The following is a 12988-nucleotide window of genomic DNA, read 5'->3' as shown; positions in this document are numbered from 1 at the left end:
TAACCCTAAGTGATGAAAAGCACCGTTGATCGTTTCGGAACGTGGTTGCCCCGGCCGGATGAATTACGCAACAATGGCGTTGTGAAATACGCGGGCGAGGCTCCTCAGGAGGAACTCGCGACCGGTGAGCGCTCGACGCGCAACCGCGTCGCGCGGTCCATCCTGGACCACGGCCCGTCCACCGTCGCGGAGCTGGCGAAGCGGCTGGGGCTCACCCAGGCCGCCGTACGCCGCCATCTCGACGCGCTCGCCTGCGACGGCGTGGTCGAGGCCCGCGAGCAGCGGGTGTACGGGGCGCGGACCCGGGGCCGTCCGGCCAAGGTCTTCGCCCTCACCGACTACGGCCGGGACGCCTTCGACCAGTCCTACGACACGCTCGCCGCGGACGCCCTGCGCTGGATCGCCGAGACCGCGGGCGACGAAGCGGTCATGGCGTTCGCCCGGGCCAGGACCGCCGAGCAGTCGGCGGCCTACCGCGCGGCGATCGAGGCCGCGGCTCCCGAGGCCCGTACGGAGGCGCTGGCCAAGGCGCTGTCCGCCGACGGGTACGCTGCTACGGCGCGCAGCGCGCCGGGCCCGCAGCAGGGTGAGCAGCTGTGCCAGCACCACTGCCCGGTCGCGCACGTCGCCGAGCAGTACCCGCAGCTGTGCGAGGCGGAGACGGAGATCTTCTCCAGCCTCCTGGGGACCCATGTGCAGCGTCTGGCCACCATCGCCCACGGCGACGGGGTGTGCACGACGTACATTCCGCGCAGCGGACACCCCACCCCACAGACCACCGATTCAGCATCTGCAAGCACGGCCGGGAGGAACCCCGAATGACGCTCCCCACGGAGACTGCCCACCCTGAGCTCGATGGCCTGGGCACGTACGAATTCGGCTGGGCCGACTCCGACGCGGCAGGCGCGGCGGCCAAGCGCGGCCTCTCCGAGGCCGTCGTCCGCGACATCTCGGAGAAGAAGAACGAGCCGGAGTGGATGCTGAAGCTGCGGCTCAAGGGCCTGCGGCTCTTCGGCAAGAAGCCGATGCCGAACTGGGGCTCGGACCTGTCGGGCATCGACTTCGACAACATCAAGTACTTCGTCCGCTCGACGGAGAAGCAGGCCGCCTCCTGGGACGACCTGCCCGAGGACATCAAGAACACGTACGACAAGCTCGGCATCCCCGAGGCGGAGAAGCAGCGCCTCGTCGCCGGTGTCGCCGCGCAGTACGAGTCCGAGGTCGTCTACCACCAGATCCGTGAGGACCTGGAGGAGCAGGGCGTCATCTTCGTCGACACCGACACCGCGCTGAAGGAGCACGAGGAGCTCTTCAAGGAGTACTTCGGCACCGTCATCCCGGTCGGCGACAACAAGTTCGCCTCGCTGAACACGGCCGTGTGGTCCGGCGGCTCCTTCATCTACGTGCCCAAGGGTGTCCACGTGGACATCCCGCTCCAGGCGTACTTCCGTATCAACACGGAGAACATGGGCCAGTTCGAGCGCACGCTGATCATCGTGGACGAGGACGCCTACGTCCACTACGTCGAGGGCTGCACGGCCCCGATCTACTCCTCCGACTCGCTGCACTCCGCGGTGGTCGAGATCATCGTGAAGAAGGGCGGCCGCTGCCGCTACACGACGATCCAGAACTGGTCGAACAACGTCTACAACCTGGTCACCAAGCGCGCCGTGGCCTACGAGGGCGCGACCATGGAGTGGGTCGACGGCAACATCGGCTCCAAGGTCACCATGAAGTACCCGGCCGTCTACCTGATGGGCGAGCACGCCAAGGGCGAGACCCTGTCCATCGCCTTCGCGGGCGAGGGCCAGCACCAGGACGCCGGCGCCAAGATGGTCCACATGGCCCCGAACACCTCGTCCAACATCGTCTCCAAGTCGGTGGCGCGAGGCGGCGGCCGCACCTCCTACCGCGGTCTGATCGAGATCGGCGAGGGCGCGCCGGGCGCGAAGTCCAACGTCCTCTGCGACGCGCTGCTCGTGGACACGATCTCCCGGTCCGACACCTACCCGTACGTCGACGTCCGCGAGGACGACGTGTCGATGGGCCACGAGGCGACCGTCTCCAAGGTCTCCGAGGACCAGCTCTTCTACCTGATGAGCCGCGGCATGACCGAGTTCGAGGCCATGGCGATGATCGTGCGCGGCTTTGTCGAGCCGATCGCCAAGGAGCTCCCGATGGAGTACGCCCTGGAGCTCAACCGGCTGATCGAGCTCCAGATGGAGGGTTCGGTCGGCTGACCCGCCGCCGAACACGTCCTGAAGTTCTTGTTGACTGAGAAAGCGAGCACTACGACAGCCATGGCTGAGGCTCAGAACATCCCCGCGGGGTCCACCACCGCCGGCTCCATCGCGGTGGCCGCGGAGTCGACCGTCGCCACGCGCATGAGCGCACCCCCGTCCTTCGACGTCGCGGACTTCCCCGTCCCGCACGGCCGCGAGGAGGAGTGGCGGTTCACCCCGCTGGAGCGGCTGCGCGGCCTGCACGACGGCACCGCCGCCGCGACCGGCAGTGGTGTGAAGGTCGCCATCGAGGCCCCCGAGGGCGTCGTGGTCGAGACCGTCGGCCGCGACGACGCCCGGCTGGGCAAGGCCGGCAAGCCGGTCGACCGGGTGGCCGCGCAGGCGTACTCCTCCTTCGAGCAGGCGCACGTCGTCACGGTCCCCAAGGAGGCCGTGCTGACCGAGCCGATCCGGATCGCCGTGCACGGCGAGGGCGGTGTCGCCTACGGCCACCAGGTCGTGGAGCTGGGCGCCTTCGCCGAGGCCGTCGTCGTCATCGACCACACCGGTGACGCGGTGCTCGCCGCCAACGTCGACTACGTCCTGGGCGACGGCGCCAAGCTGACCGTCGTCTCCGTGCAGGACTGGGACGAGCGCGCGGTCCACGTCGGCCAGCACAACGCGCTGGTCGGCCGGGACGCCTCGTTCAAGTCCGTCGTCGTCACCTTCGGCGGCGACGTGGTCCGGCTGCACCCCCGGGTCGCCTACGCGGGCACCGGCGGCGAGGCCGAGCTGTTCGGCCTGTACTTCACCGACAAGGGCCAGCACCAGGAGCACCGCCTCCTGGTCGACCACAACACCCCGCACTGCAAGTCCAACGTGGCCTACAAGGGCGCGCTCCAGGGCGACGAGGCGCACGCGGTGTGGATCGGCGACGTGCTCATCCAGGCCGCCGCCGAGGGCACCGACACCTACGAGATGAACCGCAACCTGGTCCTCACGGACGGCGCGCGGGTCGACTCCGTGCCGAACCTGGAGATCGAGACCGGCGAGATCGTCGGCGCCGGCCACGCCTCCGCGACCGGCCGCTTCGACGACGAGCAGCTGTTCTACCTCCAGTCCCGGGGCATCCCGGCCGAGGAGGCCCGCCGCCTCGTCGTGCGCGGCTTCTTCGCCGAGCTGGTCCAGCAGATCGGCCTGCCGGACGTCGAGGCCCGGCTGCTCGACAAGATCGAGGCCGAGCTGGAGGCGTCGGTCTGATGGCCTTCGTCAAAGCCTGTGCGCTGAGCGAGCTGGAGGACGACACCCCCAAACGGGTGGAGCTCGACGGCACGCCGGTCTCCGTCGTCCGCACCGAGGGCGAGGTGTTCGCGATCAACGACATCTGCTCGCACGCGAACGTCTCGCTGTCCGAGGGCGAGGTCGAGGACTGTTCGATCGAGTGCTGGCTGCACGGATCGAGCTTCGACCTGCGCACCGGCAAGCCGTCCGGTCTTCCCGCGACGCGCCCCGTCCCCGTATACCCCGTCAAGATCGAAGGGGACGATGTGCTCGTCTCCGTCACCCAGGAGTCCTGAGTCACCCATGGCAACGCTTGAAATCCGCGACCTGCACGTCTCCGTCGAGGCCGACAACGCCACGAAGGAGATCCTCAAGGGCGTCGACCTGACCGTGAAGCAGGGCGAGACCCACGCCATCATGGGCCCCAACGGGTCCGGCAAGTCCACCCTCGCGTACTCCCTCGCAGGCCACCCCAAGTACACGATCACCAGCGGCACGGTGACCCTGGACGGCGAGGACGTCCTGGAGATGTCCGTGGACGAGCGGGCCCGCGCCGGCCTGTTCCTCGCCATGCAGTACCCGGTCGAGATCCCCGGGGTCTCGGTCTCCAACTTCCTGCGCACCTCCGCCACCGCCGTCCGCGGCGAGGCGCCCAAGCTGCGTACCTGGGTGAAGGAGGTCAAGGAGACGATGGCCGGCCTCCAGATGGACCCGGCCTTCGCCGAGCGCAACGTCAACGAGGGCTTCTCCGGCGGTGAGAAGAAGCGCCACGAGATCCTTCAGCTGGAGCTCCTGAAGCCGAAGGTCGCCATCCTGGACGAGACCGACTCCGGCCTGGACGTCGACGCCCTGCGCATCGTCTCCGAGGGCGTCAACCGAGTACGCGAGACCGGCGAGGTCGGCACCCTGCTGATCACGCACTACACCCGGATTCTCCGGTACATCAAGCCCGACTTCGTGCACGTGTTCGCCAACGGCCGGATCGCCGAGTCCGGCGGCGCCGAGCTGGCCGACAAGCTGGAGAACGAGGGCTACGAGGCTTACGTGAAGGGTGGCGCTGCCGCGTGACATATCTGCCGGGCCTCCTCGACACCGAGGCGATCCGCAAGGACTTCCCCCTCCTGGACCGCACGGTCCACGACGGTAAGAAGATCGTGTACCTGGACAGCGCGGCGACCTCGCAGAAGCCGCGCCAGGTCCTCGACGCCCTCAACGAGTACTACGAGCGCCACAACGCCAATGTGCACCGGGGCGTGTACACGATCGCGGAGGAGGCCACGGCGCTGTACGAGGGCGCCCGTGACAAGGTCGCCGCCTTCATCAACGCGCCCAGCCGCGACGAGGTCATCTTCACGAAGAACGCCTCGGAGTCGCTGAACCTCGTGGCCAACATGCTCGGCTGGGCCGACGAGCCCTACCGGGTCGACCACGAGACCGAGATCGTCACCACGGAGATGGAGCACCACTCCAACATCGTCCCCTGGCAGCTGCTCTCGCAGCGCACGGGCGCGAAGCTGAAGTGGTTCGGCATCACCGACGACGGCCGGCTCGACCTGTCCAACATCGACGAGATCATCACCGAGAAGACGAAGATCGTCTCCTTCACCCTGGTCTCGAACATCATGGGCACGCACAACCCGGTCGAGCAGATCGTCCGCCGCGCCCAGGAGGTCGGTGCGCTCGTCTGCATCGACGCCTCCCAGGCGGCCCCGCACATGGTGCTCGACGTGCAGGCGCTCCAGGCCGACTTCGTGGCCTTCACCGGTCACAAGATGGTCGGCCCGACCGGCATCGGCGTGCTCTGGGGACGGCAGGAACTCCTGGAGGACCTGCCGCCGTTCCTGGGCGGCGGCGAGATGATCGAGACCGTGTCGATGCACTCCTCGACCTATGCGCCCGCGCCGCACAAGTTCGAGGCCGGTACGCCCCCGATCGCCCAGGCCGTCGGCCTCGGCGCGGCCGTGGACTACCTCTCGGCGATCGGCATGGAGAACATCCACCGCCATGAGCAGGCCATCACCGGTTACGCGGTGAAGCGCCTCCTTGAGGTGCCGGACCTGCGGATCATCGGTCCGGCCAGCGCGGAGGACCGCGGCGCGACGATCTCCTTCACGCTCGGCGACATCCATCCGCACGACGTGGGGCAGGTGCTGGACGAACAGGGCATCGCGGTCCGGGTCGGCCACCACTGCGCCCGCCCGGTCTGCCTGCGGTACGGAATTCCTGCGACGACGCGAGCGTCGTTCTATCTGTACTCCACGCCCGCCGAGGTCGACGCCCTGGTGGACGGCCTGGAACACGTCCGGAATTTTTTCGCCTAGACGCGGCTGGGGATTGAACTCGTGAAGCTGGATTCCATGTACCAGGAAGTGATCCTGGACCACTACAAGCACCCGCACGGGCGCGGTCTGCGGGACGGCGACGCCGAGGTGCACCACGTCAATCCGACGTGTGGTGACGAGATCACGCTACGGGTGCGGTACGACGGCGAGACCATCGCCGACGTGAGCTACGAGGGCCAGGGCTGCTCCATCAGCCAGGCCAGCGCCTCCGTGCTGAACGAGCTGCTGGTGGGCAAGGAACTGGGCGAGGCGCAGAAGATCCAGGCCGCGTTCCTGGAACTGATGCAGTCGAAGGGGCAGCTGGAGCCCGACGACGCGATGGAGGAGGTGCTGGAGGACGCGATCGCGTTCGCCGGTGTCTCCAAGTACCCGGCCCGGGTGAAATGCGCGCTGCTGAGCTGGATGGCGTGGAAGGACGCGACGGCGCAGGCGCTGTCCGAAGGGAAGACCGCATGAGCGACAACGAGACCGTGACGACCAAGCCCGCCTCCGAGGAGGAGGTCCGCGAAGCGCTGTACGACGTGGTCGACCCCGAGCTGGGCATCGACGTCGTCAACCTGGGGCTGATCTACGGCATCCACATCGACGACGCCAACATCGCCACCCTCGACATGACCCTGACGTCGGCGGCCTGTCCGCTGACCGATGTCATCGAGGACCAGGCGAAGTCCGCGACGGACGGCATCGTCAACGAGCTCCGGATCAACTGGGTCTGGATGCCGCCGTGGGGTCCCGACAAGATCACGGACGACGGCCGCGAGCAGCTGCGCGCGCTCGGCTTCAACGTCTGAGCCTCCGCGTACACCCGTACGCGCGACAACGGCCCCGGCACTCGCCGGGGCCGTTTCGGCGTTGTGGGCGCGGGGGCCGCGAGGCAGACTGTCGCCCATGGCCCTTCGCTTCCACCAACTCGCCGTCGACGCCCACGACCTGCCCGCCCAGGCGCGCTTCTGGTGTGCCGCCCTGGACTGGCGGGTGCTCTACGAGGACGAGGACGAGATCGTCATCGGCGCCGACGAGACCGCGCTGCCCGGCATCTGCTTCCTGCCCGTGCCCGAGGACAAGGCGGTCAAGAACCGGCTGCACATCGACCTCTCCCCGGACGACCAGGCCGCCGAGGTCGAGCGGCTGACCGCGCTCGGCGCCCGGCGCATCGAGGTCGGCCAGCCGTCGGACGTGACGTGGGTGGTGCTGGCCGACCCCGAGGGCAACGAGTTCTGCGTACTGCGCCCGAAGAAGACGCTGACCGACTAGGGACGACAGGCCCTAGGGCGTGTACTGCGGGGGCAGGCCGGCGGCCTCGGCGAGTACCGGGGCCAGGTTCTCCGTGCGGATGCGCCGGTCCACGTACAGCAGGCCGGTCACCAGCGGCGGGAACACGGCGACGACCAGCTGGCCCACGAGCTGGCCGAGCACCCCGAGGACCAGGTAGCCGCCGAGGGCGGTGATGATCGCGGCCGGGTGCGTGTTCTCGTCCATGGCGCTGGTGCCCATGGCGCTGGTGAACATGCCGAGGAAGTTGAACGGCAGCTGGATGACGTAGCTCACCGCGGCGGAGATGATGCCCGCGAGGAGCATCATGCCGAAGACCCGCCACCAGTCGCCGCGCACCAGCAGGGCCGAGCGGCGGAGCGAGGCCACCGGGCCCTGGTTCTCGAAGACGGCGGCCGAGGGGGCGAGCGCCATCCGCACCCAGAGCCAGAGGATCAGCGGGATGAAGGCGAGGAAGCAGAGCGCGCCCACGACGATCAGCGTCACCGCGCCCCCGCCGCCGTCGGTGGCGACCGCGGCGATGATGCCCGCGGTGAGCGCGCCCGCCGCCAGCACCATCGGCACCATCGTGATCAGCCCGGTCAGCAGGAGCGTGCCGATCACCGCGGGCGTCCGCGCCCAGGCCCGCCGCCAGACCGCGGAGAACGTCGTCGGCCGGCCCAGTACCGCGTCCTGGAGGACCGCCGGCACCGCCGCGTAGACCACGGCCGAGGCGATCATCATCGCGAGGAACCCGAGCAGCACGACCACGCCGAACGCGACGATCACCGGGATCACGTCCCGGGAGGCGGCGCCCTCGCCCTGGTCCAGATCGAACAGCCGGTCGAGATGGTCCGAGACCGCCCCGTACGCGACGGCGACCGCCACGCCCAACAGGACCAGCGCCCCGCCGTACAGCGCCGCCCCCACCGCGAAGAGCTGCTTGCCGTAGCGGCCCAGCGTCGAGAACGCGCCGTTGAATATGTCCCCGAGCTTCAACGGCCCCAGGGGTATGACCCCCGGCTTCGGCGGCGCCCAGCCCCCGCCGCCCCAGCCGCCCCACCCTGCGTCCTGCGCCACTGCCGCTCCCGCCCGTCTGTTCGATCATCTGCTGAACGGACCACGGTAGCGGCAAGTCGTTGCGTACACTCGTACACATGGGATACGGACTGCTCGCCGCGGCCATCGCGGCGGAGGTGGCGGGGACGACCGCCATGAAATACAGCGAGGGATTCACCCGGCTCTGGCCCTCCCTGATCACCGTCGCCGGCTATCTGCTGGCCTTCTCCCTGCTCGCCCAGACCCTCAAGACCCTGTCCGTCGGCACCGCCTACGCGATCTGGGCGGGCGTCGGCACCGCGGCCGTGGCCCTCATCGGGATGTTCTTCCTGGGCGAGTCCGCCACTCCGCTCAAGGCCCTCGGCGTCCTGCTGGTCATCGCCGGTGTGGTGGTGCTCAATCTGGGCGGAGCGCACTGATGGCACGGCGTTACGACCCCGAGCGGCGCGACCGGATCATCGACGCGGCGATCCGGGTGGCCGGCGAGCGGGGCATCGCCGGGCTGAGCCACCGCTCCGTCGCCGCCGAGGCCGATGTGCCGCTGGGCTCGACCACGTACCACTTCGCCTCGCTGGACGAACTGCTGATCGCCGCCCTGCGCCGCACCAACGAGAACTTCGCCGCCGTCCTGCGCGCCAGCCCCGCCCTCGCCGACCCGGACGCCGACCTCGCCACCGAACTCGCCCGCTTGCTCGGGGAGTTCTTCGCGGGCGGCCGCGGCCGGGCGGAGCTGGAGTACGAGCTGTATCTCGCCGCCGTCCGCAGACCCGCACTCCGCCCGGTCGCCGCCGAATGGACCGACGGTGTGACCGCCCTGCTCCACCCCCGCACCGACCCGGCCACCGCCCGCGCCCTGGTCGCCCTGATGGACGGCATCTGCATCCAGGTGCTGCTCACGGGCGGCGCCTACGACGAGGCGTACGCCCGCGAGATGCTGGGGCGGGTCGCGGGCTGAGGGGCCGCGCGGTCAGCGGCCGGCCGCGTTCCGCAGGGCCCCGGGCCGGTGGCGCGCCGCCCGGACGGTGGGACGGGTTCGCCCGCGTGGCCCCGGTCCGGTTAGGTTTCTGGGCATGACCGACACGACTTCCACTCGTACCACCGGCGCCGTGGCCGCCGGTCTCGCCACCATCGCCGGTGATGGTGCCGTCCTCGACACCTGGTTCCCCGCCCCCGAGCTGACCGCCGAGCCCGGGCCCGCCGGAACCGAGCGGCTCGGCCCCGACCAGGCCGTCAACCTGCTCGGTGAGGGCGCTGCCAAGGCCATCGGCGTCGACGCCCGTCGCGGGGTCGAGGTCGTCGCCGTGCGTACGGTCATCGCCTCGCTGGACGACAAGCCGCTCGACGCGCACGACGTCTACCTGCGCCTGCACCTGCTCTCGCACCGCCTGGTCCAGCCGCACGGGCAGAATCTGGACGGCATCTTCGGGCACCTCGCCAACGTCGCCTGGACCTCGCTCGGCCCGGTCGCCGTGGACGATCTGGAGAGGGTGCGGCTCAACGCCCGTGCCGAGGGCCTGCACCTCCAGGTGACCTCCGTCGACAAGTTCCCGCGCATGACGGACTACGTGGCGCCGAAGGGCGTGCGGATCGCCGACGCCGACCGGGTGCGCCTCGGCGCGCACCTCGCCTCCGGCACGACCGTGATGCACGAGGGCTTCGTCAACTTCAACGCCGGCACGCTCGGCACGTCCATGGTCGAGGGCCGCATCTCGGCCGGCGTCGTCATCGGTGACGGCTCGGACATCGGCGGCGGCGCCTCTACGATGGGCACGCTCTCCGGCGGCGGCAAGGAGCGCATCGTGATCGGCGAGCGCTGCCTGGTCGGCGCGGAGGCCGGGGTCGGCATCGCGCTCGGCGACGAGTGCGTCGTGGAGGCCGGTCTGTACGTCACCGCCGGCACCCGGGTCACCCTGCCGGACGGCCAGGTGGTCAAGGCCCGTGAGCTCTCCGGCGCCTCGAACATCCTCTTCCGCCGCAACTCGGTCACCGGAGCCGTCGAGGCCCGCCCGAACAACGCGGTCTGGGACGGCCTCAACGACGTCCTGCACAGCAACGACTAAGCGGCTACGAGGAGCTCCTCGTAGGCCGCACGCAGCCCGTCGGACGCCTCGCGACCGGCGGGCTGGAGCGGTTCGCGGACCGGGCCCGCCGCCAGCAGCGCCTTCGCGGTCACCGTGCCGGGCAGCCCGGACGCCATCATCAGCGCGGTCAGCGGGGCCAGCCGCGCGTTGAGCCGGGCGGCCCCCGCGGTGTCCCCGGCGTCGAACGCGTCCAGTACCGCCCGCATCCGGCCCGGCACCACGTTGGCGACCGTGCTGACGTACCCGGCGCCGCCCACCGCGTACAGCGGAAGGTTCAGCTCCTCGCAGCCCGAGTAGTAGGCGAGGCCGCCGGCGGCGATCACCCGGGTCGCCGTCAGCAGGTCCTGCGAGCAGTCCTTCACGGCCACGATGCGCGGGTGCTCCGCGAGCCTGAGCATCGTCTCCGGCTCGATGCGGGTGCCGGTGCGGCCGGGGATGTCGTACAGCATCACCGGCAGGCCCACCGCGTCCGCGATCCGCCGGAAGTGCGCCTCCACGGCCGCCTGCGGGGGCCTGCTGTAGTACGGGGTCACCACCAGGAGCCCGTCCGCGCCCGCGCGTTCCGCCTGGTGCGCCAGCTCGATCGTGTGCCGGGTGTCCGCGGTGCCGACGCCTGCCACCAGCGGCACGTCCGGGCCGACCGCCTCGCGCACCGCCCGCACCAGCTCCGCCTTCTCGGCGTCGGAGGTGGTCGGGGACTCGCCGGTCGTGCCGCTGAGCACCAGCCCGTCGCAGCCGCCCGCGACCAGGGCGGCGGCGTGCGCGGCGGCGGCCGCCCGGTCGAGGGCGCCGTCGGCGGTGAACGGCGTGATCATGGCACAGAGGGCGCGGCCGAAGGGGCGCGGGCGGGCTGCGGCGGAAGGCGTCATTCCAGCAGTGTCGGCCCGGCCGACCGTGAAGGTCCACTTAGATCTGCTGCGGGTGAAGGTGAAGCAATGCTCAAGAGTGCGCGGCGGCCCCGTGCGGCCCGTGCGGTGCGGGCGTCCGGGCGTTCGGCGGGCGTGCTCGAACCCCTCATGGCTCGCGGTGAACCCCGGCGAGCAGGGCGAGGACGGCGGGCCGGTCCCGGCGCCCGGTCCGGTGCCCGCATTCCGGTCGGCGCGCGGTGAAATACGTCTACGCTGGGGGCGTGTTCCGCATGTCGCACGCGCCCCGGCACACGTCCTGAGCCGGCCGGTCCGGCGACCGAACCCCGTATGTTCCGAGGAGACCCCCTGATGTCCGCAGAGCGCCCGACCCTGCCGCCGGTCCGGCTGCACACCGAGGCCGAGCTGGCACGGGACGCGCTGGCCGCGCCGCTGCTCGCCCGTGCCACCCGGCTCGCCCGCTGGGCCGGCCCGGACACCAGGGTCGGCGCCGGTGGCGAACTGGCCGACGCCCAGCTGCCCGCCGCCGCCGAACTCCTCGGGCTCACCCCGGACGAGGACGGCGCGGCCGAGGCCAGCGAGGCGTGGCGGCTCGCCGTGGACACCGGGCTGGTCGACATCGAGGACCCCGCCGGTGAGAGGGGCGACCCGGACGACGGCTCCGGCGAGGACGACGGGGCCGGGGACGAGGAGCCGGCCGGGACCGTCACGCCCGGCGAGAATCTGGCGCTGCTGACCGGGGGTTCACCCGCGGACGTGCTCGCGATCTGGCTCGACGGCCTGGAGGCCGCGTACGCCGACGCCACCGCGCCCGCCTTCGACGACTTCGCGGACCTCATCGGCGAGGACGGCTCGGTCGACTTCGACGCGCTCGACTGGGATCCGGAGACCGAGACGGAGTTCCTGGACGGCGTCCTCGGCAACCTCTACCTGCTCACCGTCGGCGAGGGCGCGGACGGGTCGCCCGTGCCGCTGCCCGCGCTCGCCGCCTCGATGATCGTCCCCGACGACATGGGCGAGCCCACCGACGACGTCCTGGAGCAGGTCTCGGACGCGATGATGCGGCTGGACGACCAGTTCCGGGTGCTGGAACCCATCGGCATCGTCGAATACCAGCCGGTGGACGAGGCGCTGCTGGTCGAGGAGGGCGAGGACACCCTGTCCCCGGGCGACGAGGAGGACGTCACCCGCTACGGCATGGTCCGGCTGACCCCGCTCGGCCTCTACGGCATCCGCGCCCGCATGCTGGACGCCGGGGTGGACGCCCCGGCGATCGGCGACCTCGCGGACAAGGGCGCCGACGCGCTCCTCGGCGGCGTCGCCCACTACCCGGAGGCCGCCGCTCGCGCCGAGATCCAGCTGTGGCTCACCCGCCGGGGCCAGGACGGCGCCGCCGCCGAACTCCTGGACGCCGCACGGGGCACGGACGAGCTGGGCCCGCTGCGCCGGCTGCACTGCCAGCAGGCGCTCGCCCTGGTCGGCGCCGAGGCGGAGCCCGCCGTGCGCGTGGTCCTCGGCGACCCGGAGCTGGGCGGCCTGGCCCGGGTCTGGCTCGCCGAGCGCGGCGCGGAGGGCGTCCCGGCGCCCTCGGAAGAAATGATCTTCTGGCTCGCCATCGACACGATCGCCGCCCAGCTGGAGGCCGCCGGCGACCTCGAAGAGCTCCAGGGCCTGGTCGAGGGCCTGTCCGGCCAGCACAGCGGCTTCTTCGAGGAGGCGTGGCGCGTCGACCACCCGGCCACGGCGGACGTCCTGGAGGCGATGGGGCGGCTGCACAGCGACAAGAAGCAGGCCAAGGACGCCCGCAAGGCCGCGTTCAAGGCGCGCTCGCGCGGCGGTTCGGCCGACTAGCGGGCGTACCGCGACGGGTGCGGAGCGGGGCGCGG

Annotated in this window: 15 protein-coding genes; 13 read left to right on the top strand and 2 right to left on the bottom strand. The window is 70.8% G+C overall.

What is annotated here, in order from left to right:
- Positions 1 to 81: 81 nt before the first annotated feature.
- The 9 genes from OG338_RS05350 (at position 82) to OG338_RS05310 (ending at position 7099) form a co-directional block, all read left to right on the top strand.
- A complete protein-coding gene (locus tag OG338_RS05350) occupies positions 82 to 822 on the top strand; it encodes a helix-turn-helix transcriptional regulator (RefSeq protein WP_405936210.1) in 741 nt (246 codons plus the stop codon).
- The gene (gene sufB, locus OG338_RS05345) at positions 819 to 2240 is read left to right on the top strand and encodes a Fe-S cluster assembly protein SufB (RefSeq protein WP_405936209.1); all 1422 of its coding nucleotides are present in this window, start codon (positions 819 to 821) and stop codon (positions 2238 to 2240) included. The genes OG338_RS05350 and sufB overlap by 4 nt, the downstream gene beginning before the upstream one ends.
- 60 nt (positions 2241 to 2300) lie before the next feature.
- Positions 2301 to 3482 carry a Fe-S cluster assembly protein SufD gene (gene sufD, locus OG338_RS05340; RefSeq protein ID WP_391261349.1) on the top strand — a complete coding sequence of 394 codons (1182 nt, stop codon included), beginning with the start codon at positions 2301 to 2303 and terminating at the stop codon, positions 3480 to 3482.
- Positions 3482 to 3799: a bifunctional 3-phenylpropionate/cinnamic acid dioxygenase ferredoxin subunit gene (locus tag OG338_RS05335; RefSeq protein ID WP_018555702.1), complete on the top strand. Its 318-nt coding sequence runs from the start codon at positions 3482 to 3484 to the stop codon at positions 3797 to 3799. Before sufD ends, OG338_RS05335 begins: the two co-directional genes overlap by 1 nt.
- Positions 3800 to 3806: 7 nt before the next feature.
- Complete coding sequence (sufC, locus tag OG338_RS05330; RefSeq protein ID WP_405936208.1) at positions 3807 to 4571, top strand: Fe-S cluster assembly ATPase SufC; 765 nt, start codon at positions 3807 to 3809, stop codon at positions 4569 to 4571.
- Entirely contained in the window at positions 4568 to 5824 is a 1257-nt protein-coding gene (locus OG338_RS05325; RefSeq protein WP_405936207.1) for a cysteine desulfurase, read from the top strand. Before sufC ends, OG338_RS05325 begins: the two co-directional genes overlap by 4 nt.
- Positions 5825 to 5845: 21 nt before the next feature.
- Complete coding sequence (gene sufU / locus OG338_RS05320) at positions 5846 to 6301, top strand: Fe-S cluster assembly sulfur transfer protein SufU (RefSeq protein WP_026242753.1); 456 nt, start codon at positions 5846 to 5848, stop codon at positions 6299 to 6301.
- On the top strand, positions 6298 to 6636 hold the full coding sequence (locus tag OG338_RS05315) for a metal-sulfur cluster assembly factor (RefSeq protein WP_018104628.1): 339 nt from the start codon (positions 6298 to 6300) through the stop codon (positions 6634 to 6636). The genes sufU and OG338_RS05315 overlap by 4 nt, the downstream gene beginning before the upstream one ends.
- A gap of 97 nt (positions 6637 to 6733) precedes the next feature.
- The gene (locus OG338_RS05310) at positions 6734 to 7099 is read left to right on the top strand and encodes a VOC family protein (RefSeq protein WP_405936206.1); all 366 of its coding nucleotides are present in this window, start codon (positions 6734 to 6736) and stop codon (positions 7097 to 7099) included.
- Positions 7100 to 7111: 12 nt separating this feature from the next.
- Here OG338_RS05310 and OG338_RS05305 read toward each other — a convergent pair whose 3' ends face one another.
- Positions 7112 to 8176, bottom strand: coding sequence for a hypothetical protein (locus OG338_RS05305; protein ID WP_405936205.1), 1065 nt, complete (start codon positions 8174 to 8176; stop codon positions 7112 to 7114).
- A gap of 77 nt (positions 8177 to 8253) precedes the next feature.
- Here OG338_RS05305 and OG338_RS05300 point away from each other — a divergent pair, with 77 nt between their 5' ends.
- The 3 genes from OG338_RS05300 (at position 8254) to dapD (ending at position 10215) form a co-directional block, all read left to right on the top strand.
- A complete protein-coding gene (locus OG338_RS05300; protein ID WP_018104631.1) occupies positions 8254 to 8574 on the top strand; it encodes a multidrug efflux SMR transporter in 321 nt (106 codons plus the stop codon).
- A complete protein-coding gene (locus OG338_RS05295; protein ID WP_405936204.1) occupies positions 8574 to 9110 on the top strand; it encodes a TetR/AcrR family transcriptional regulator in 537 nt (178 codons plus the stop codon). The genes OG338_RS05300 and OG338_RS05295 overlap by 1 nt, the downstream gene beginning before the upstream one ends.
- Before the next feature lie 115 nt (positions 9111 to 9225).
- A complete protein-coding gene (gene dapD / locus OG338_RS05290) occupies positions 9226 to 10215 on the top strand; it encodes a 2,3,4,5-tetrahydropyridine-2,6-dicarboxylate N-succinyltransferase (RefSeq protein WP_405936203.1) in 990 nt (329 codons plus the stop codon).
- Here the strand turns inward: dapD and dapA are convergent.
- On the bottom strand, positions 10212 to 11105 hold the full coding sequence (gene dapA / locus OG338_RS05285; protein ID WP_405936202.1) for a 4-hydroxy-tetrahydrodipicolinate synthase: 894 nt from the start codon (positions 11103 to 11105) through the stop codon (positions 10212 to 10214). The two genes, dapD and dapA, sit on opposite strands and share 4 nt — an antisense overlap.
- 348 nt (positions 11106 to 11453) lie before the next feature.
- On the opposite strand from dapA, the gene OG338_RS05280 reads away from it, so the two are divergent.
- Positions 11454 to 12953 carry a hypothetical protein gene (locus OG338_RS05280; RefSeq protein ID WP_405936201.1) on the top strand — a complete coding sequence of 500 codons (1500 nt, stop codon included), beginning with the start codon at positions 11454 to 11456 and terminating at the stop codon, positions 12951 to 12953.
- Positions 12954 to 12988 lie beyond the last annotated feature (35 nt).

It is taken from the genome of Streptomyces sp. NBC_00726, assembly GCF_045161735.1.
Lineage (GTDB): Bacteria > Actinomycetota > Actinomycetes > Streptomycetales > Streptomycetaceae > Streptomyces.
The sequence above is the reverse complement of the archived record's forward strand: the minus strand, read 5'-3'. Positions and strand labels throughout refer to the sequence as shown.

Bases quoted from the DNA above. Each gene is read 5' to 3' on its own strand.
- OG338_RS05280 (WP_405936201.1), top strand. From the start codon at position 11,454: ATGTCCGCAGAGCGCCCGACCCTGCCGCCGGTCCGGCTGCACACCGAG.
- sufB (WP_405936209.1), top strand. From the start codon at position 819: ATGACGCTCCCCACGGAGACTGCCCACCCTGAGCTCGATGGCCTGGGC.
- dapD (WP_405936203.1), top strand. From the start codon at position 9,226: ATGACCGACACGACTTCCACTCGTACCACCGGCGCCGTGGCCGCCGGT.
- OG338_RS05315 (WP_018104628.1), top strand. From the start codon at position 6,298: ATGAGCGACAACGAGACCGTGACGACCAAGCCCGCCTCCGAGGAGGAG.
- dapA (WP_405936202.1), bottom strand. From the start codon at position 11,105: ATGACGCCTTCCGCCGCAGCCCGCCCGCGCCCCTTCGGCCGCGCCCTC.
- sufD (WP_391261349.1), top strand. From the start codon at position 2,301: ATGGCTGAGGCTCAGAACATCCCCGCGGGGTCCACCACCGCCGGCTCC.
- OG338_RS05335 (WP_018555702.1), top strand. From the start codon at position 3,482: ATGGCCTTCGTCAAAGCCTGTGCGCTGAGCGAGCTGGAGGACGACACC.
- OG338_RS05295 (WP_405936204.1), top strand. From the start codon at position 8,574: ATGGCACGGCGTTACGACCCCGAGCGGCGCGACCGGATCATCGACGCG.
- OG338_RS05300 (WP_018104631.1), top strand. From the start codon at position 8,254: ATGGGATACGGACTGCTCGCCGCGGCCATCGCGGCGGAGGTGGCGGGG.
- OG338_RS05310 (WP_405936206.1), top strand. From the start codon at position 6,734: ATGGCCCTTCGCTTCCACCAACTCGCCGTCGACGCCCACGACCTGCCC.
- sufC (WP_405936208.1), top strand. From the start codon at position 3,807: ATGGCAACGCTTGAAATCCGCGACCTGCACGTCTCCGTCGAGGCCGAC.